Source organism: Micromonospora sp. NPDC051141 (assembly GCF_044455765.1).
In the GTDB taxonomy this organism is placed as follows: domain Bacteria; phylum Actinomycetota; class Actinomycetes; order Mycobacteriales; family Micromonosporaceae; genus Micromonospora.
The window spans coordinates 143,245-159,801 of sequence record NZ_JBITFD010000007.1 but is presented as its reverse complement, the minus strand read 5'-3'; the positions used below and the strand labels follow the sequence as shown (position 1 = coordinate 159,801).

The 16,557-nt window shown below is 69.3% G+C and carries 20 protein-coding genes and 1 tRNA gene; 9 read left to right on the top strand and 12 right to left on the bottom strand.

The window, feature by feature from the left end:
* Positions 1-29: 29 nt before the first annotated feature.
* Positions 30-1,445 carry a cysteine--tRNA ligase gene (gene cysS / locus ACIA6B_RS15905; RefSeq protein ID WP_396773913.1) on the top strand — a complete coding sequence of 472 codons (1,416 nt, stop codon included), beginning with the start codon at positions 30-32 and terminating at the stop codon, positions 1,443-1,445.
* Positions 1,445-2,569, top strand: coding sequence for a 23S rRNA (guanosine(2251)-2'-O)-methyltransferase RlmB (gene rlmB / locus ACIA6B_RS15900; protein WP_396773911.1), 1,125 nt, complete (start codon positions 1,445-1,447; stop codon positions 2,567-2,569). The genes cysS and rlmB overlap by 1 nt, the downstream gene beginning before the upstream one ends.
* 61 nt (positions 2,570-2,630) lie before the next feature.
* Here the strand turns inward: rlmB and ACIA6B_RS15895 are convergent, their stop codons facing one another.
* Positions 2,631-3,722, bottom strand: coding sequence for an ABC transporter ATP-binding protein (locus tag ACIA6B_RS15895; protein ID WP_396773909.1), 1,092 nt, complete (start codon positions 3,720-3,722; stop codon positions 2,631-2,633).
* A gap of 364 nt (positions 3,723-4,086) precedes the next feature.
* Between ACIA6B_RS15895 and ACIA6B_RS15890 the strand changes: the two genes are divergently transcribed.
* Positions 4,087-4,163, top strand: a tRNA-Thr gene (locus ACIA6B_RS15890).
* Positions 4,164-4,236: 73 nt separating this feature from the next.
* Here ACIA6B_RS15890 and ACIA6B_RS15885 read toward each other — a convergent pair.
* The 8 genes from ACIA6B_RS15885 to ACIA6B_RS15850 form a co-directional block, all read right to left on the bottom strand.
* Positions 4,237-4,578 (bottom strand): tyrosine-type recombinase/integrase, encoded by a 342-nt coding sequence (locus ACIA6B_RS15885; RefSeq protein WP_396773907.1) that lies wholly within the window; start codon positions 4,576-4,578, stop codon positions 4,237-4,239.
* Positions 4,578-5,468 carry a tyrosine-type recombinase/integrase gene (locus ACIA6B_RS15880; RefSeq protein WP_396773905.1) on the bottom strand — a complete coding sequence of 297 codons (891 nt, stop codon included), beginning with the start codon at positions 5,466-5,468 and terminating at the stop codon, positions 4,578-4,580. The genes ACIA6B_RS15885 and ACIA6B_RS15880 overlap by 1 nt, the downstream gene beginning before the upstream one ends.
* Entirely contained in the window at positions 5,468-5,665 is a 198-nt protein-coding gene (locus ACIA6B_RS15875) for an excisionase family DNA-binding protein (RefSeq protein WP_181570675.1), read from the bottom strand. The genes ACIA6B_RS15880 and ACIA6B_RS15875 overlap by 1 nt, the downstream gene beginning before the upstream one ends.
* Before the next feature lie 66 nt (positions 5,666-5,731).
* Positions 5,732-7,447, bottom strand: a complete 1,716-nt coding sequence (locus ACIA6B_RS15870; RefSeq protein WP_396773903.1) for a replication initiator — start codon at positions 7,445-7,447, stop codon at positions 5,732-5,734.
* A 68-nt stretch (positions 7,448-7,515) separates the two neighbouring features.
* Complete coding sequence (locus tag ACIA6B_RS15865; protein WP_396773901.1) at positions 7,516-8,136, bottom strand: DUF2637 domain-containing protein; 621 nt, start codon at positions 8,134-8,136, stop codon at positions 7,516-7,518.
* Positions 8,133-9,413, bottom strand: coding sequence for an FtsK/SpoIIIE domain-containing protein (locus ACIA6B_RS15860; protein WP_396773900.1), 1,281 nt, complete (start codon positions 9,411-9,413; stop codon positions 8,133-8,135). Before ACIA6B_RS15860 ends, ACIA6B_RS15865 begins: the two co-directional genes overlap by 4 nt.
* Before the next feature lie 122 nt (positions 9,414-9,535).
* The gene (locus ACIA6B_RS15855; protein ID WP_396773898.1) at positions 9,536-9,835 is read right to left on the bottom strand and encodes a hypothetical protein; all 300 of its coding nucleotides are present in this window, start codon (positions 9,833-9,835) and stop codon (positions 9,536-9,538) included.
* Positions 9,836-9,932: 97 nt separating this feature from the next.
* On the bottom strand, positions 9,933-10,361 hold the full coding sequence (locus ACIA6B_RS15850) for a hypothetical protein (protein WP_396773896.1): 429 nt from the start codon (positions 10,359-10,361) through the stop codon (positions 9,933-9,935).
* A gap of 108 nt (positions 10,362-10,469) precedes the next feature.
* Between ACIA6B_RS15850 and ACIA6B_RS15845 the strand changes: the two genes are divergently transcribed.
* Positions 10,470-10,718 carry a hypothetical protein gene (locus ACIA6B_RS15845; protein ID WP_396773894.1) on the top strand — a complete coding sequence of 83 codons (249 nt, stop codon included), beginning with the start codon at positions 10,470-10,472 and terminating at the stop codon, positions 10,716-10,718.
* Positions 10,719-10,724: 6 nt separating this feature from the next.
* On the opposite strand, the gene ACIA6B_RS15840 is transcribed toward ACIA6B_RS15845, so the two are convergent.
* The 3 genes from ACIA6B_RS15840 to ACIA6B_RS15830 form a co-directional block, all read right to left on the bottom strand.
* Positions 10,725-11,450, bottom strand: coding sequence for a GntR family transcriptional regulator (locus tag ACIA6B_RS15840; protein ID WP_396773892.1), 726 nt, complete (start codon positions 11,448-11,450; stop codon positions 10,725-10,727).
* A gap of 119 nt (positions 11,451-11,569) precedes the next feature.
* Positions 11,570-11,812, bottom strand: coding sequence for a hypothetical protein (locus ACIA6B_RS15835; RefSeq protein ID WP_396773890.1), 243 nt, complete (start codon positions 11,810-11,812; stop codon positions 11,570-11,572).
* Positions 11,805-12,032 (bottom strand): hypothetical protein, encoded by a 228-nt coding sequence (locus ACIA6B_RS15830; RefSeq protein WP_396773888.1) that lies wholly within the window; start codon positions 12,030-12,032, stop codon positions 11,805-11,807. The genes ACIA6B_RS15835 and ACIA6B_RS15830 overlap by 8 nt, the downstream gene beginning before the upstream one ends.
* 407 nt (positions 12,033-12,439) lie before the next feature.
* On the opposite strand from ACIA6B_RS15830, the gene ACIA6B_RS15825 reads away from it, so the two are divergent.
* The 5 genes from ACIA6B_RS15825 (at position 12,440) to ACIA6B_RS15805 (ending at position 16,487) form a co-directional block, all read left to right on the top strand.
* Positions 12,440-13,663 (top strand): helix-turn-helix domain-containing protein, encoded by a 1,224-nt coding sequence (locus tag ACIA6B_RS15825; RefSeq protein WP_396773886.1) that lies wholly within the window; start codon positions 12,440-12,442, stop codon positions 13,661-13,663.
* A gap of 23 nt (positions 13,664-13,686) precedes the next feature.
* Positions 13,687-14,154, top strand: a complete 468-nt coding sequence (locus ACIA6B_RS15820) for an NUDIX domain-containing protein (RefSeq protein WP_396773884.1) — start codon at positions 13,687-13,689, stop codon at positions 14,152-14,154.
* Between the two features lie 144 nt (positions 14,155-14,298).
* Complete coding sequence (locus ACIA6B_RS15815) at positions 14,299-14,814, top strand: hypothetical protein (RefSeq protein WP_396773882.1); 516 nt, start codon at positions 14,299-14,301, stop codon at positions 14,812-14,814.
* A gap of 548 nt (positions 14,815-15,362) precedes the next feature.
* Positions 15,363-15,788 (top strand): hypothetical protein, encoded by a 426-nt coding sequence (locus tag ACIA6B_RS15810; RefSeq protein WP_396773881.1) that lies wholly within the window; start codon positions 15,363-15,365, stop codon positions 15,786-15,788.
* A gap of 234 nt (positions 15,789-16,022) precedes the next feature.
* Positions 16,023-16,487, top strand: a complete 465-nt coding sequence (locus ACIA6B_RS15805) for a hypothetical protein (protein ID WP_396773879.1) — start codon at positions 16,023-16,025, stop codon at positions 16,485-16,487.
* Positions 16,488-16,557: the final 70 nt, after the last annotated feature.

Sequence of the window (16,557 nt, the reverse complement as noted above, 5' to 3'; positions counted from 1 at the left end):
GGAAATGTGTGGAGGGCTACCCTTGGGAGGTGACGCTACGCCTGTATGACACCGCCACCCGATCGGTGCGGGACTTCGTCCCGCGGGAAGCCGGCAAGGTGGGGGTCTACCTGTGTGGTCTCACACTTCAGGCGCCCCCGCACATCGGTCACCTTCGTTCCGGCGTCAACTACGACGTGCTGCGTCGCTGGCTGCTGGGCAACGGGTTCGAGGTCACCTTCATCCGCAACCTGACCGACATCGACGACAAGGTGCTGGCCAAGGCCATCGAGCACGGCCGGCCGTTCTGGTCGATCGCGTACGCCAACGAGCAGATCCTCACCGCCTCCTACCGGGCGTTGAACGTGCTCCCGCCGACCTACGAGCCGCGGGCCACCGGTCACATCCCGGAGATGCACGAGCTGATCGCCCGACTGATCGAGACCGGGCACGCCTACCCGGCCACCGACGGCTCCGGCGACGTCTACTTCGACGTGGCGTCCTGGCCAGCGTACGGCGCACTGTCCGGGCAGTCCCCGGCCGACATGCAGCCGGCCGGCGACGCCCCCGACCGGGGCAAACGCGACCCGCGTGACTTCGCGCTCTGGAAGGGCGTCAAGCCGGGCGAGCCGGCCGACGCCGCCTGGCCGTCGCCGTGGGGCCGCGGCCGGCCCGGCTGGCACATCGAGTGCTCGGCGATGTGCTGGCGTTACCTGGGCGCCGAGTTCGACATCCACGGCGGCGGGCTCGATCTGACGTTCCCGCACCACGAGAACGAGATCGCCCAGTCGCAGGCCGCCGACCTGCCGTTCGCCCGCTACTGGGTGCACCACGGCCTGCTCGGCATCGGCGGCACCAAGATGGGCAAGTCGCTCGGCAACACGCTCGACCTCGACTACGTGGCCTCGCTCGGGGTGCGCCCGGTGGAGCTGCGCTACTACTACGCCGCCGCGCACTACCGGTCCCGCATCGACTACTCCGAGGACGCGCTGCGCGAGGCCGCGGTCGCGTACCGGCGGATCGAGGGCTTCGTGCAGCGGGCGGTCGAGCGGGTCGGCGTGGGCCGACCCGGTGAGCTGCCCGCCGGTTTCGTGGCGGCGATGGACGACGACCTCAACACCTCGGCGGCGCTCGCCGTGCTGCACGAGGTCGTCCGGGACGGCAACACCGCGCTGAGCGGCGGCGACGATGTGACCGTCCGCACGACGCTGGCCGCCGCGCGGGCGATGCTGGATATCCTCGGCGTCGACCCCCTGGATCCGGCCTGGACCGGTGGCGACCGCACGGACGACCTGCGCGGCGTGGTGGACTCCCTCGTCGCGTTGGCCCTGGAGCAGCGCGCGCAGGCCCGTGGCCGCAAGGACTGGGCCGCCGCCGACGCGGTCCGTGACCAGCTCAAGCAGGCCGGCGTGGTCGTCGAGGACACCCCCCAGGGCCCGCGTTGGACTATTGGAGAGCAGGACTGATGGCCGGCAACTCGCAGCGCCGTGGCCGGCGACTGACGCCGAAGGCGGGCGCCCCCAAGGGCACCGGTGGCAAGAACAAGGACTCCCTCGCCGGCCGGGGGCGCACCCTGCCGGCCGACGAGCGTCCCTGGCACAAGGCTTACTCGGGCACCGAGAAGCTGCCCCAGCGCACCGCCTGGAAGCAGGACAAGGAGCGTCGCGCCGCGGCCGAGGAGGGCCGCGCGCCCAAGATCGGCCAGCCCGGCAGCAAGGACACCACCTGGGGCAAGGGCGGCGGTCGGGGCATACCCACCGCCAAGGGCCGCGGCGGCGGCAAGCCGGCCGGCCGGTCCGGCGGGCCCCGGGTCTCCCCGGGGCGCAAGTCGAACCCCGCGAAGGACAGCCCCGAGCTGCTCGTCGGCCGGAACCCGGTGCTGGAGTCGCTGCGCGCCCAGGTGCCGGCGACCGCGCTCTACACCGCGCAGGGCATCGACATGGACGACCGGGTCAAGGAGATCGTCCGCACCGCCGCCGACCGGGGCATCGCGATCCTCGAGGTGAGCCGCGCCGAGCTGGACCGGATGACCGGTGGGGTGTTGCACCAGGGCGTCGGCCTCCAGGTGCCGCCGTTCGCCTACGAGCCGTTCGACGACCTGGTCACCGCCGCGCTGGAGCAGGCCGCCCCGCTGCTTGTCGCGCTGGACGGGGTCACCGACCCGCGTAACCTCGGCGCGGTGATCCGGTCGGCCGCCGCGTTCGGCGCGCAGGGTGTCTTCGTGCCCGAGCGACGGGCCGCCGGGATCACCGCGACCGCCTGGCGGACCAGCGCCGGCGCGGCAGCGCGCGTCCCGGTCGCCCAGGTCACCAACCTGACCCGGTCGCTGAAGGCGTGCAAGGAGGCCGGCTTCATCGTGGTCGGCCTGGACGCCGACGGGCAGACCGACCTGTACGACCTGGAGGCCGCGGTCGGCCCGCTCGTCGTGGTGGTCGGCTCGGAGGGGCGCGGGCTGTCCCGCCTGGTCGGCGAGACCTGCGACCTGACCGTCAGCATTCCGATGATCTCCGACGTGGAGTCGCTCAACGCGAGCGTCGCCGCCGCGGTCACGCTCGCCGAGGTCGCCCGCCGCCGCGCGGTCGAGGGCTGACCCGCAGGTACGAAGGAGGGGCGGTCCGCCGTGGCGGGCCGCCCCTCCTGCTTCGCGTACGTCAGATCCGCTTGCCGGTGGCGGCGTTGAAGACGTGGTTGCGGCCGGCGCGCGGCTTGACGAACACGGTGTCGCCCATGTTCGGCATGCTGCGCCGGTCGGTGCGGACCACGAACCGCTCGTTGTGGCCCTCCAGCGCGGCGTGGCCGTAGACGTTGGCGTCGGAGCCCAGATCCTCGACCAGCTCGACCACGACCGGCATGCCGCCCTCGGACGGGCTCACCAGGTCGCAGTCCTCCGGGCGGAAGCCCACGGTCACCTTGCCGTCGCCGCCCTCGGCGCGGGCCGCCTCGACCTGCTCACGGGTCAGCGGCACGATCATCTCGGCGAACGCGCCGCCCTGGTCGGTCAGCTTCACCGTCTTGATGTTCATGGCCGGGGAGCCCATGAAACCGGCGACAAAGACGTTGGCCGGGGTGTCGTAGAGCGCCCGCGGCGTGTCCACCTGCTGGAGCACGCCGTCCAGCATGACCGCCACCCGGTGACCCATGGTCATGGCCTCGACCTGGTCGTGGGTGACGTAGACGGTGGTGACGCCGAGCTTCGCCTGGAGCGAGGCGATCTGGGTACGGGTCTGCACACGCAGCTTGGCGTCGAGGTTCGACAGCGGCTCGTCCATGAGGAAGACCTGCGGCTCGCGGACGATCGCGCGGCCCATGGCGACCCGCTGGCGCTGACCGCCGGAGAGCGCCTTCGGCTTGCGGCTGAGGAACTCCTCGAGCTGGAGCAGCCCGGCCGCCTCCTTGACCCGCCGGTCGATCTCCGACTTCGAGGTCTTGCGCAGCTTGAGCGCGAACGCCATGTTCTCGTACACCGTCATGTGCGGGTAGAGCGCGTAGTTCTGGAAGACCATCGCGATGTCGCGGGCCTTCGGCGGGAGGTGGGTGACGTCCCGGTCGTCGATGTAGATGGCGCCGTCGTCGACGTCCTCCAGGCCGGCGAGCATCCGCAGGCTGGTGGACTTACCGCAGCCGGACGGGCCGACCAGGACGAGGAACTCCCCGTCACCGATCTGGAGGTCGAGCTGGTTGACGGCGGGGCGCTCGGTGCCCGGATAGATCCGGGACGCCTTCGCGTAGGTGACCGTAGCCATGATGAAGCGCTTCCTTTCACCGGCAGGAACGTGCCGGACGATCCGAGTGAAGGAGCGACCGGCACCCAGGGCGCCGGCCAACGGGAGCGTCGCCCGGGCAGCCGAGGCCGGCCGGAGTGTCGTCCGTGTCACTGCACCGTAAACGGCTTTCGCGTTCGTGCCAAGACGAGACGCAGCGGGTGGGACGGACGGCATACACATTTCGGTCAGTCGGGCACTGAGAGGCATCAATCTCCCCGCTGTGAGCGCTATCAGCGGACGATCGGTCGGTCGACCTGGTGAGGTAACTGACGTTTTCCGTGCTCGGGAGCCCTGCCAGGCGGGATTTCCCGAGCCCAGTCGCTATGCTGGGCCCGTCACACGCGCCCCTGTAGCTCAGCTGGCCAGAGCACTCGCCTTGTAAGCGAGATGTCGCCGGTTCGATCCCGGCCGGGGGCTCCAATTCCACAAGGCGTTCCCGGCCGGTGGCCGTCGTGGTTCCCCCGATTGACAGCAACGCTGACAGCAACGGGGGTCACGACAGCCGCCCGTCGAGCTTGCCGAGCGCCTGACGCATCGCGTCGAGGTTGGCGTGAGCGTAGACCTTCAGCGTCACCTTCACGTCGGCGTGCCGGGCAATGGCCTGGACGACGTGCGGCGGCACGCCCAGCTCCATCAGCAGCGACACGACCGTGTGCCGCAGGTCGTGCAGCCGGACACCGGGTAGGCCGGCGGCTTCCCGGAGGCGGGCGAAGGAGCGGCTGAGGTTGGTCGGCTCCATCGGCGTACCGCGCTCGGAGGGAAAGACGAGCCCGTGATCCTCCCAGACCTCGGGGAGAGCGGCCCGCTCCTCCTGCTGGCGCTCCCGGTGCTCCATCAGGTGAACTCGGGCAGCGGTAGCACCGCCTCGGAGTCCTCCGTCTTGGCGTCCAGGACGTGAAGCGTCCCGGCGACCCGCTGCACGGTCTGCTGCACCCGAAGGGTGCCGTCGTCGAGGTCGACATCCGACCAGCGGAGCCCGACCAGTTCCCCGCGGCGGAGGCCCATCGTGGCCGCGGTGACGTAAAGAGCGTGCAGCCGGTGGCCGGAGGAGGCGGCGAGGATCTTGCGCACCTGGTCGACGGAGAGCCCTTTGCCGATCTTGTAGCGCGGTGAGGGGACACGCACCAGCTTCGCCACGTTGCGCGACACCAACTCCTCCCGCATCGCGTGTTGCAGCGCGTTGCGCAGGACCGCGTGCACGAACTGCACCTGACGAGCGCTCGGGTAGCTCTGGCAGCAGCGACCGACGGAGCAGCACCGCCGGCCGGCCGGGCGGATCTTGTCGAGACCGTTGGTACAGCAGAGGCACTTACGACGGAAGCCGTCCATGAACGCCTTGACGTGCTGCACCTGCAAGCCGCCGAGACGCTTCGTGCCGAGGGCCGGCACCAGGTGCAGCCGTACGGCGCTCTCATAGCCCCGAACGGTGGTCGGCTTCAGATCACTGACGTACGTCTTCAGCCAATAGGGCAGATAGTCGGCCAGCTTCCACGCCCGGTCGGGGACGGGGATGCCGCGCTGAGACTGCGCCTTCAGCTCGATGAGCTTGGCGTGTGCCTCGTCCCAGGTAGCGCCGTAGACGAACTTTCGCTTGCGATTGCCGTCGGTGGCGAGCACGTACGCCTGCCCGACCCACCGGCCGTCGCTCGAACGCTGATAGATCGAGCCTTCCCCGTTGGGGTTGCGGCGGGCAGCCGACTGTCGTTGCTTCGGATCTTTGGGCATCAGGCGGCTTCCTCCGTGAGCGTGGCAATGGCCTCGTCGATGGCCGATGCGGGGATGAGCCGGCGGCTTCCGACCTTGAAGGAGCGGAGCCGGCCGGAGCGGATCAGGTCGTAGACGAGCGAGCGGCCGATGCCGAGCGCATGGGCGGCTTCCTCGACGCGCAGCACGCGAGGAGTGATCGAGCTGGTGGCGTTCATCGACTGGCCTTCCTCGTGTGCGGAGGGGAGGGGCGGGTTGCGGGGGAGTCGGACCGGCAAGGGCGATTACTGGGCGCAGGCCGCGAGCGCAGCGGGTTGATCGGATGCCGGTGTGACCGCGGCTGTTCGTAGGCGTGCGTTGTCGAGGTCTGTGCGCCAGCGGATGCGGGCGGATATCGCGCGCAGGAGTCGGTGCTCCAGGGGCGGCACGTCCGGATCTTCGGGCCGAGCCAGTTCGAACCGGTACCGCTTGGATCCGTCGTCGGCCGCCTGGTCGTGCTCCTCGGTGTCGGCCATGCCGCCGGCGAGGATGGCGCGCACCCATGCCCGGTTATCGGCGCGGTGGTCGGCGAGGGTCTTTCCGGACCATTGGCGGGAGACGAGGACGCGGCGGCCGGTGAAGCCGAGGGTGGAGCGTTGGTGGACCTTCCCGGTGCAGCGGCCCGGGGTCAAGCCGGCCTTGACGCCGTCCGGTTGGACGCCATAGAGCAGCCAGTTGGCGCACGTCGGCGAGCACGGCAGGACCGACAGTTTCGCGTGCAGGCGGTCGAAGTGCGCCTTCTGCGGGTCCGAGCGAGGCTTGGCCTGGTCAGTCAGATCCTTGGTGACGTACTTGGTCACGTAACGGATGGACCGTTCCGCATCCTTGGTGCCCTGCTCGATGCCGCGGGCGTCAATGCGCCCGAGGCGGGCGACGTAGGCGGGACGACTGTCGGGCTCCTCCAGGGCGTCGAGAGCCTCACCCCACGTGGGCAGCGACTCACGCGTCTTCGGGTCGACGTATGCCTGTCGGTCGACGTCCCAGACCGGCGGCTTGTCCACCCGATAGACCGGCTCGTTGAACGGTGGCCACCACACCTGGTGGTAGGTGGCGGCGGCGATCTGCTTGAGCAGCCGACGCGGCAGGGTGCCCCGGATCGCGAAGTGCGCGTGAGGGGCGAGCCGGCGTTGCAGCTCGACGGCTCCGGCGTATTGGACGTTCCAGCCAGCGGCGCGGCGGACGTTCTGCCACCACCGGTCGAGGACCCGGGCGAAGTGGATCGCATCCAGGGCCGCGCGCCGGTAGTCGTAGCCGGCCGGGTCGACCGGGGTGCCGAGGAGGCCATCGTGCGGGCCGTGCCGGGTGCCGCATTCACACGGCGCGGCGTAGGCGCCGCGACGGAGGTGGGAGTGCACCGCCCCGTGCGAGTCGAGCGTCAGCGTGACCAGCATCGACGGCCGGTACGTCTTTCCCGTCCGGCCCGAGTAGGCCCGGCCGACCGTGCGCGGGTCGACGGGTAGCCGGGGCAGGTCGGGCGAGTCTTGACGCCGCCGGGTGGACCGCTTGCGGCGGGGCCGCTCGTCGCGTTCCTTCGGCGTGAGGTGGCCGCGCAGGCTGGTCTCGCCGAGGGCTTCGTCGAGTTCCGCTATGGCGGCGTCGATTTCGGCTACCTGGGCGGCCCGCTCGTCGGGGGTCATCGGCTGGTACTGGACGGCTTCGCGTTCGAACTCCAGGTGCGCCCGCACCCGGACCAGTGCGAGGGCGTCCTCACCGGGCTTGTCGGGTCGGACGGCGGGCTCGTCGGCCAGGTGCCAGCCCTCCCGGATCTGCTGGATGCGCAGCCGCCGGCCCTTCTCGGCGCACGGCTTGCACTTGACGGCCAGGGTCGCCCCGCACGGCACTTCCACGACCTCGGTGTGGCCGGTGGCGGTGTCGGTGCGGCGCAGCGCGAGGGGGCGGACGCAGACGCCGTGCGACTCGGCGAGTTGCTTGAGCGCGTCCTTGGCGAGGGGCTTGCGCATCCGGTCGGCCCGCGACCCGGGCCGCGGCTGCTCCTCTGACGGAGTCTCGGGGATGAGGGGGAGTTGGGTCACTGGTCACGCTCCGCGCCGTACGGGGTGCCGTTGCGGGCGGGGAAAGCCGCTGCGGGCACGGGCACCAGTCCGGGCCGCTGCGCCGCCACTGCCGCCGGCCGGGCCGGTTCGACGGTCACCGCCTGGTCCTCGTCGACGGCGTCGACCACGACGGGCCGGTGTTCCTTGGTCGGGTCGTAGCCGGGTGGCACCTCACCCCGGTCGCCGGCCGGCTGGTCGACGGGCGCCGCCGGGGTGGCGGAGAAGACGAGCTTGGACAGGCCGAGGAACGCCAGCGCGGGCACGGCCGACAGCAGCCACCCGGACGGGCTTGGCTTCGCCACGGCGAGTTGCGCGGTGAGGGACAGGGCGACGGCGCAGACGAGCAGGAACAGCGGGTACCCGACAGGGCCGCCGGTGCGGCGGCGTCGCCGGATGGTCAGCAGTGCGGCGAAGGGGAGGAGTTCGGAGATGGCGGCGTTGGCCCAGCCGAACCAGTCCCCGGTACCGGTAGGCGAGTTGGCCATGGTCCAGTCGTGGACGTGGGTGAACGATGCGGCGCCGGCCAGGCCGCCGACGGTGAGGACGATGAGCACCAGGGCGAGCCCTTCGGCGCGTTCGGTGTCGGTCTTCTTCACGGGGTCACCTCCTGGTCGGTGTCGTCGCAGAGGCGGCGGTAGTCGCGGCCGAGTTGGCGGATGTCGTCGTCGGTGAGGTAGGCGAACCGGACCCGGACGGGTTCGCGGACGCCGTCGAGGACCACGAACCCCACCCCGGGCGACGACTCCGGGATGCGGTCGCAGAGGGCTCCTCGGTCGCGGGCGGCGTCGCCGAGGACCATGTCCACCTGCTCGGGCTCGGTCAGCCGCAGCCCGATGCGGGTGGGGAACAGGTCGCGGAAAGGCAGCACGTCTTTGCGCGGGTCCTGCAACGCGGCGACCACGTGCACGCCGACCGCGCGGCCCTGCGACAGCAGCAGCCCGAGTGATTCCTTGATCCGGTCGCGGACCTTCCGGTCGGTGATGTACGCGGTGAGCGCGGCCAGCTCGTCGACGACCAGGACGAGCAACGGCTCCTCCTGGGTCGGCACGTGCTGGCGGGTCACCCCGCGCAGCCGGGCGGCCCGCAGCCGCATCCGTTTCACGGCCTCTTCGAGGAGGCCGGCCATGCTGTCGGGGTCGTCGTAGGCGAAGCGGGTGAACAGCGGCACCCCTGCCGCCAGCTCCATGCCGCCCTTCGGGTCGAACGCCCACACCTCGACCAGCCCGGAGCAGATGCCGCCGGCCAGGGAGCGCAGCAGCGACCACAGCACCGAGCCCTTGCCCGACCCGGTCGCCCCGGCGATCAGCACATGCGACCCGGCCAGCCGCAGCCGGTATGGCTGCCCGTTTTCGTCGACGCCGAGAACGAGCCCGCCCAGATCCGGCACGTCAGCGACCGGGAGCGGCGCCACCACGGCGGCGAGGGGGTCCCGGCGCACGAGGCGCACGACCACCCGATCCGGGCGGTTGGTGGAGCGCGCCTGTCCGCTGCGGCGGCGGAAGGCGTAGGCGAGGCGTTCCGCGGCCTGCCCCCAGTCGTCGGGGATCTGCCCCGGCAGCAGCCGGACGGTCAGCTCATCGCCGAACCGGTCACACCGAACCTTCAGCAGTTGCGGCACGTAGCGGTCACCCGCGAACGCGGTCGCCAGCCCGCAGGTTGCCATCACCGACGCCCACCGCCGCCGGTAGACGAACAGCGCGCGGACGCGGCTGACGAGCGGGTACCAGCCGAACCGCAGCCACGACGACGGATGCCACCGCCACCACCCCGCGCAGCCGGCGGCGACGGCCAGGACCAGGCCGCCGAACTCGACCCGTACCCACAGGGCGAGCGCGGCGGGGGCGGTGAGCCACCAGTACCGGACCGCCAGCACGCAGGCGCGGAACAGGCCCCGGGCCAGCCACTACAGCACCAGCAGCCAACCCGGAACCCGCCACGCGGGAAGGCGCACGTTCATCGGCGCCATGGGGATCTTGTCCCCGGGAATGACGTTGATCAGAGGCACAGGTCACCTCCCCGAGCCGAGCGCCCCAGCGTCGAGATGCACGAGTGGCAGGACATGCGGCGCAGGTCGAACCGGCGCGGCTTTACCCACCGGCAGCAGCGGGGGCAGCGGATCGCGTACACCCGGGCGGAAGCCGGCGGCAGCCATAGCGCCGAACGGATAGCGGCCTCCAGCTCCCGGTAGGCGTGGCGCAGACCGGCCAGGAGAGAGCGGGTGCGGGTGAGGGCCAGGGCCGCGCCGAGGAGCAGGGGCGCGGCGATGATCAGGGCAGGGGGAATTACGGTGGGCATCACGCCCTCCTTCGCCAGATGAGGGATGGCAGAGCGCGGGACGGGTCGGGACTCTTGGCGGGGAAACGACCCGCCCCGCGCGCACAACAGGTAGCGGTCAGGCCGCCGCCGAGCCCGGCACCACCGACGCCGGACGAATCGCAGTGGCCCGCAGCGAGTACGCCATGCGGGAACGGCAGTCACCCGAGGCGCGGCCCGGCTTGCACCGCTGCGAGTCGACATAGGGGGTGAGGGTCAGACCCTCAAACTCCACCGCTGGCGGGTATCCCGGCACGCTCGACGGCGGCGGCACCGGCTGCTGCGCAGCCACGACCTTGACCTTCACCTCGGTCGAGCGGCCGAACTTCCCCGCCTCCGGGTCCAGGTCCATCACCCGCACCAACCAGACCCGCTCGCCGGTGTCCTTGTCTCGCGCCTGGTTGTCCGCCTCGCCCCGCCGCTCGAAGTCGATCTGAGGCGAGACGCCGAGGCAGAGCGCGCCGGCGGGGAAGACGTACTCGGACGGGACCGGCACCTTCAACGTCATCGGAACCACGTGGACAGCCTCCTAGCTCCACCGGTCGTCTTCATGACAACCGGTTGAGCTAACAAGTTACGTCAGCTTGTAAACACAAGCAAGAGGAACGTGAGGCGAATGCACAATGTGGAGATTGGCGGGACCGCGAACCCGGGGGAGGACGCGATGCAGGAGCGGACGACGGTCGAGCGTCTGACGCTCGTAAGCACCGTTGACAAGTGGTTCTGCCTGGACCGGCCGGTGTTCATCGCACCCGAGCAGTCGTACGGGGTCGACCGTGGGGCCAACGAGCTGTGCATAGACCGGGGAGACGGCCAGGTCTCGCGGATCCCCCGCGCGCCATCCCACCCCGATCAGCCGCGTTGAAGGGAACTACGACATGGCGTACGTGTCCTCGATCTCGTGGCGGCTGCCCGGCATCACCAGCACTGACGTCATGATCGGGTCGCCAGATGCTTGGTAGACGGTAATGACGACACTCATCACCGGCTCGTCCGCCGCCACGTCCAGGGCTTCGGCCTCAGCCGGACTTACCCGTCGGGCGGTCATCCGTTCGGTGGCGTAGTCCGCCCGTAAGCCCTTGTAGCGCGCGATGAGGTCGAGCAGACCGCCGGGGATCGGCGCCGGCTTGATGATGTCGGTGCCGGCGGCGATGTCGACCGGCACGAACGTGGCGATCAGGTCGACCGGGCCGACCTCCGAGACGGTCCGGCGGCGCCGCTCGTAGACGGGCGTGCCTTCGGGGATCTTCAGCTCGGCCGCGATCCGCAGCGAGGCGAGCACCGGGCCGACGTGCAGGATCTCCGCTTCCCCGGTCTCATCCAGCTCAACCGCATCCCGCGCGTACTCGGGAGAGGTGCGACCGGAGGCGGGCCGACCCCGGACGAAGCTGCCCTTGCCCTGCTGCGACTCGATCCAGCCGTCCTGCTTGAGGATGCCGAGCGCCTTGAGCACCGTAGGCCGGGACACCCCGAACTCCGTGCAGAGTTGGCTCTCCGACGGTAGCGCCGCCCCAGGCGCGTAGTCGCCGTCTTCGATGCGCTTCCGCAGCGTGTTCAACACGCGCAGATATTTCGGCGTCGGAATCTCGTACGCCATCGCGGGCCACCCCACCTAGGAACGCTGCATGAGTTACAGCAGCTTATGAGTTATTTGCTTGACAGGACAAGTTAGGGCGACCGTTGAGTTTCAACGGCGACGTCATGGAGAGGAGTCGATCAGCGTGTTGGACCGCCGGGTGAGAACAGCCGGGCGGGTACGAGGATCTGGGTGTACTCGCCGCGTTGGTCGCGCGGCACCACCTTGGTTCCCTCGACCCAGATCCACTGCTCGTGCTCTGGACGGTTGAGCACCAGGCGAACGCCGGTCACCCGCAGCATCACAGGGCCGTCGGACGGACGGTAGCGGTCGGCCGCTTCCACCCGGAGCACTATGCCGAGCCGTACCCGAAGGTCAAACACCGCGCCTCCTTGCCGTCCGCGCCAATGCCGGCGACGGAATGCTCGATGGGGGGCTGATCTGAAGCCCGGCGATCTGCGCCAAGACCTCCCGCTTCGCCGACGCATGCCCGTCGGCCGGGTTGATGACGTAGCCGATCAGCCACACCCAGCCGTCGTACGCCGGCCAGTCACCGATCGCGGTCACCCGCAGCCACAGCGCCCGGTCGCCGCCGAACTGCACCGATGCGCGACCGTCGAGGAAGACCAGCTCACCCGGCTTGGGCGCACCCGCCGGAACCGGGTGCCGTCTGCGGGGCGCCGGGGTGGGCGGGCTCTCTCGGGACCGGCGTTCGGGTCGCGGTCCTATGCCAGCACCCACCCCGGGCCAGCCTCAGCAGGTCGTCGTGCGACCGGAGCCCGCGCAGTCCATGCAGGACCGTCGAGCCAGGGAACGAGTTCGCTCCGACCCTTGCCCGAAGGCCCGCGTAGCGGACCGCGCAAGGGTGTACTTCCAGCCGGCGCCCGAGCAGGATTGGCAATTGGTCGATACGTTCAGCCCCGTCATGGAGACAGGTTGTGGCACATACCGCCCAGTGACCCGGAAAATCCTTCCGGGGTCGCAGCCGGCCGAGGGGAGAAGGTGAAACGGTGCACAGGACAACCAACACCCTGACCATCGGCGAGCGCATCGCCTGGTACCGCCGCCGGCGCGGCCTGTCGCAAGAAGTCCTTGCCGGGCTCATCGGCCGCACCGCTGATTGGCTCGGAAAGGTCGAGAACAACCGCATCGAGCTGGACCGACTCTCCGTCATCAAGTCCCTTGCCGAGGTCCTGGACGTATCCCTCGGTGACCTCCTCGGCGAACCCATGCTGCTTGACTGGACCGCCGATACCGGCACCGACACCGTCCCCGCTCTCCGGTCGGCGCTGATGAACTATCGCGCCATTGCCCCGTTCGGCGGCACTCCCCGCGGGGAACCACCGACCGTTGCCATGCTGCGGAAGGACGTCGGCGCGCTCTGGGACGCCTACCAAGACTCTCGATTCGGGTATGTCACCGGCCGGCTACCCGACCTGCTCCACCGCGCCCAGGCCGCCGCCGACCGCCACGAGGGCGACGACCAGGACGAAGCCCGCCGGCTCCTCGGCCTTGCCTATCAGCTGACCGCCACCCAGCTCACCAAGCTCGGAGAGGTCGACCTCGCGTGGATCGCTGCCGACCGTGGCTTGGCAGCCGTCCGGCCCACCGGCGACCCGCTCATCACCGGTTCTCTGTTCCGGTCCGTCGGCCACGCCCTGCACGCCACCGGCCGTTACACCGAAGCCGTACGCCTCACCGAAGACGCCGCCGGCTACCTGGAGCCCCACCTGGCGCACGCCTCGCCGGCCCTGCTCTCCGTCTACGGCACTCTGTTCCTGTCCGGCTCCATGGCCGCCGCCCGGTCCAACGACGCCGGCACCACCCGCACCTTCCTCGCCGCAGCAGAGCACGCCGCCGACCAGCTCGGAAACGATGCCAACCACCTCTGGACCGCGTTCGGCCCGACCAACGTCGCCATCCACCGCGTCGCCACCGCAGCCGAGCTGGGTGATGTACAGGTGGCCGTCGACCTCGGCCCGCGCGTCGACACCACCGGACTCCCGATGGAACGTCGGGTACGGCACGCCCTTGAAGTCGCCCGTGCCTACAGTTCGTGGAACCGCGTCGACGACGCCCAAGCTGTGTTGCTCGAAGCAGAGCAGATGGCGCCCGAGCAAGTCAGACACCACTTCCTCAGCAGGCAACTGGCGCTGACGTGGGTCCGCCGGCAGCGCGGTAAGCCGCCGGCCGAACTGGTCGGCCTGGCTCGCCGGCTGAAGGTGCTCGACTGAACCGAGGCATCTAGGCTGCCCTGGTGACGGCCAACGAGATGCCACCCGTGGCGACCCCACGCGTCGCCGCCGGCGCCCTGTTCTTCGACGACGAAGGCAGGGTGATGCTCGTGCGCCCGAGCTACAAGAAGCACTGGGACATCCCGGGCGGTTACGTCGAACCCGGCGAGTCGCCGCGGGCAGCCTGCGTGCGCGAGGTCCGAGAGGAACTCGGCCTCACGCCCGCACTCGGACCGATGCTGGTCGTGGACTGGGCACCGGCAGAGCACGAGGGCGACAAACTGCTCTTCATCTTCGACGGCGGGTCACTCGGACCCGACAGCGAGCGCGAGATCCGCTTTGCGGACGGCGAACTCACTGAATGGCGCTACGTAGGCGAAGAGTCCTTGGAAGAGCATGGCCCGTCGCGACTGGCCCGCAGGATCCGTACCGCAATCGCGGCCCGCCGGGGCGGTGCTTCCGCATACGCCGAGCACGGCAGCGCCATCTGAGGAAGCCGCCAGCAAGCGTGCGCCATGTGGTGGAACAGCCCGCAGAACCTCGAAGGGCGACCTGACGTGGGAACCGATATCGCTGGTGGGGTAGAGATCCGGCCACACGGTCCGGGGTCACCTTGGCTACTGACCGACGTCAGTGTGGACGCCCTACCTCGCCACTACGACGCCTTCGGGCTGCTGTTCGGTGTGCGGAACTACGCCGGATTCGAACCTGTATCGCCGGGCCGTGGCCTGCCGGAAGACGCCAGCACGGAACTGCTTGATCTCCGGCTTGCAGACAGCGAACACGGTCACACCTGGGTGGCATGGCCGCAGTTGGCCCGCATCGATTGGAGTGCACAAGCGCCTCGCGTGGACGACCGCATCCATGAGTACAAGCTGACAAGCAAAGGGCCGCGCTTCATCGGCAAAGCAGGTCACCATGGACGCGCGTGGCGTGCAGTGGCCGGTGAACATGCCGATCCCCGGGGCAGCAGCTACCCGGAGGGAACCGAATGGCGTGCAGCCGACCGGATGTGGCGGGTGGAGCGCCTCTCCCACGGGGACGTCCTGCGTGCCGACCCGCTGCTGCGGGCGCTACTGGACACTATGCGCGATCTTGCCGAGCGGTACGGCGACGACAACGTGCGGCTGGCTGTTTGGTTCGACAGCTAAGCCGCTGACCATGGCGAGCATCCTCAACTGTTACGACTTGCTCCCTGTCGCAGACCGTTAGGGATGCCGCGGTGCGTTTCTAAAGGTGATGTCACGCATCTGGTGGGACGCCCGTGTCAAGGATCTCCCGTGACACGACAGCGTCCGCAAGGACACCACTGCCGAAACACTCTCTCCATGATCAAGGCGGCCCGCAAGCGGGCCGCGCCGGCCGCGCTCGGCCTGCTGGCGGCGCAAGCGCCGGCATCGGCCGGCGCGCCGGCCGGTAAGAGCCTTGCCTCCGGCGGGGGCCAGACGACTCCGGGATGGAGTTGCCGAACGGTTCCGGTTCGTGGGTGATGGGATGCCATCCCGCCAGCCACCGACCCAGGCAGAGCCGAGCAGACCAGGGCCAGGGTGACAAGGTCGTTCGTCCGGTAGGGCGCTCCACCTTGTCACCCTGGCCCTGGTCTGCTCCACGGTGTGTGGGTCGGCGGCAGACGGGATGGCACAATACGGAGACTCTCGTCTCTTTGACTGCGACTTCCCTGGGAGCTAATTCATTGGACATGGCGTTCTGGCTCGGTCTCTTCCTTGCCATTCCACTGTCAATACTCGCCAATGCGCTAACTGGCCCAACTCAGCGCCTGATCTCGCGCTATAACAAGCGCTATAGGGACAGGATTGCGGCCAAGCGGACCAAGGAAAAAGAGTTGGCGTCCAGCATTGCCGGGCAGCCCGATGTAGTCACATGGCGCCTAATTTTCTACCTTTTTCAGGCGCTACGCAGTGTCTTCATCTTCATCTCAGGGGTCGCGTTGGTCGGAGTGGCATTCTATGTCGACAAAAGCATGAAGACGGTGGTGCTTACTGCTGCATTCATTCTCATTTTTGCCGGTAATTTGACATTCCACTTCTCTATGCGCCAAGGGGTGCGGCTCTATTTCGATGCCTTCGCTGCGCGGCTTGTCATTAAGAGAGAGAATGTTTCTTGACCTGACGCTCAACGAGCCCTCGGGTGGGCAAGCGGTCCGCATCTGGTCCGCAAGAAACTGGCGGATAGTGGGGGAGCAATGAGAGATGTCAAGAGGCGTTTCCACTGCTAGGCCGCCATCTGGCCAGGTCGATGGGGCGGGCAATTTGATCTCATAATCCCTCGGTCGCCGGTTCAAGTTCCGCCCGTCTTACCATCGGGCGGGCCGTGCTGGGCCATGTTGAGCGCGTGCGTCATGCTGGATGCCGTGGCACCACACGTCGTACCCGGCTGTCTCTGCTTCCTGCTCGCGGCCCACGTCGCGCACTACGGCACCTATCAAGGCATCCTCGACGAGACCTCCGACCCGTGCACGCCTGCGATCGTCGCCAACGGATCGGCATGGCAGACCGTGTCGCAGCCCGGACGGTTCGACTCCGAGGATCCGAACCTTCAGACGATTGTGCGCCTGACCAACGCGTCCGTCTCGGCCAGCGGTAGCGGCTACGCGGTGGCCCCGGACGGGTTGGAGATACCTGTCACCCTCGGCGCTCCCACCGTCACCATGGCAGGCCAGCCGGGTCGATTCGATTCGGAGCAACCCGCCGAGCCGATCGAATCCCCGGCCCGCGCGTTGGGCACCTCGGGCCGATTGACGGTGACCAAGACCGTCGAGACCTCGTGGAACGTCGAAGGGCCGCCGCAGGGGAAGGCCGACTAGTTCGGCCGCTGCGGTAGTCGAGGGCGGCCTGAGGCTGTCGCCCGGGGAGCAGACCCTGACAAAGTGATCC

Excerpts from the sequence above, each read along its gene's own strand:
- rlmB (WP_396773911.1), top strand. The coding sequence starts at position 1,445 with ATGGCCGGCAACTCGCAGCGCCGTGGCCGGCGACTGACGCCGAAGGCG.
- ACIA6B_RS15895 (WP_396773909.1), bottom strand. The coding sequence starts at position 3,722 with ATGGCTACGGTCACCTACGCGAAGGCGTCCCGGATCTATCCGGGCACC.
- ACIA6B_RS15885 (WP_396773907.1), bottom strand. The coding sequence starts at position 4,578 with ATGGAGCACCGGGAGCGCCAGCAGGAGGAGCGGGCCGCTCTCCCCGAG.
- ACIA6B_RS15880 (WP_396773905.1), bottom strand. The coding sequence starts at position 5,468 with ATGCCCAAAGATCCGAAGCAACGACAGTCGGCTGCCCGCCGCAACCCC.
- ACIA6B_RS15875 (WP_181570675.1), bottom strand. The coding sequence starts at position 5,665 with ATGAACGCCACCAGCTCGATCACTCCTCGCGTGCTGCGCGTCGAGGAA.
- ACIA6B_RS15870 (WP_396773903.1), bottom strand. The coding sequence starts at position 7,447 with ATGCGCAAGCCCCTCGCCAAGGACGCGCTCAAGCAACTCGCCGAGTCG.
- ACIA6B_RS15855 (WP_396773898.1), bottom strand. The coding sequence starts at position 9,835 with ATGCCCACCGTAATTCCCCCTGCCCTGATCATCGCCGCGCCCCTGCTC.
- ACIA6B_RS15850 (WP_396773896.1), bottom strand. The coding sequence starts at position 10,361 with ATGACGTTGAAGGTGCCGGTCCCGTCCGAGTACGTCTTCCCCGCCGGC.
- ACIA6B_RS15845 (WP_396773894.1), top strand. The coding sequence starts at position 10,470 with ATGCACAATGTGGAGATTGGCGGGACCGCGAACCCGGGGGAGGACGCG.
- ACIA6B_RS15840 (WP_396773892.1), bottom strand. The coding sequence starts at position 11,450 with ATGGCGTACGAGATTCCGACGCCGAAATATCTGCGCGTGTTGAACACG.
- ACIA6B_RS15810 (WP_396773881.1), top strand. The coding sequence starts at position 15,363 with ATGGCGTTCTGGCTCGGTCTCTTCCTTGCCATTCCACTGTCAATACTC.
- ACIA6B_RS15805 (WP_396773879.1), top strand. The coding sequence starts at position 16,023 with ATGCTGGATGCCGTGGCACCACACGTCGTACCCGGCTGTCTCTGCTTC.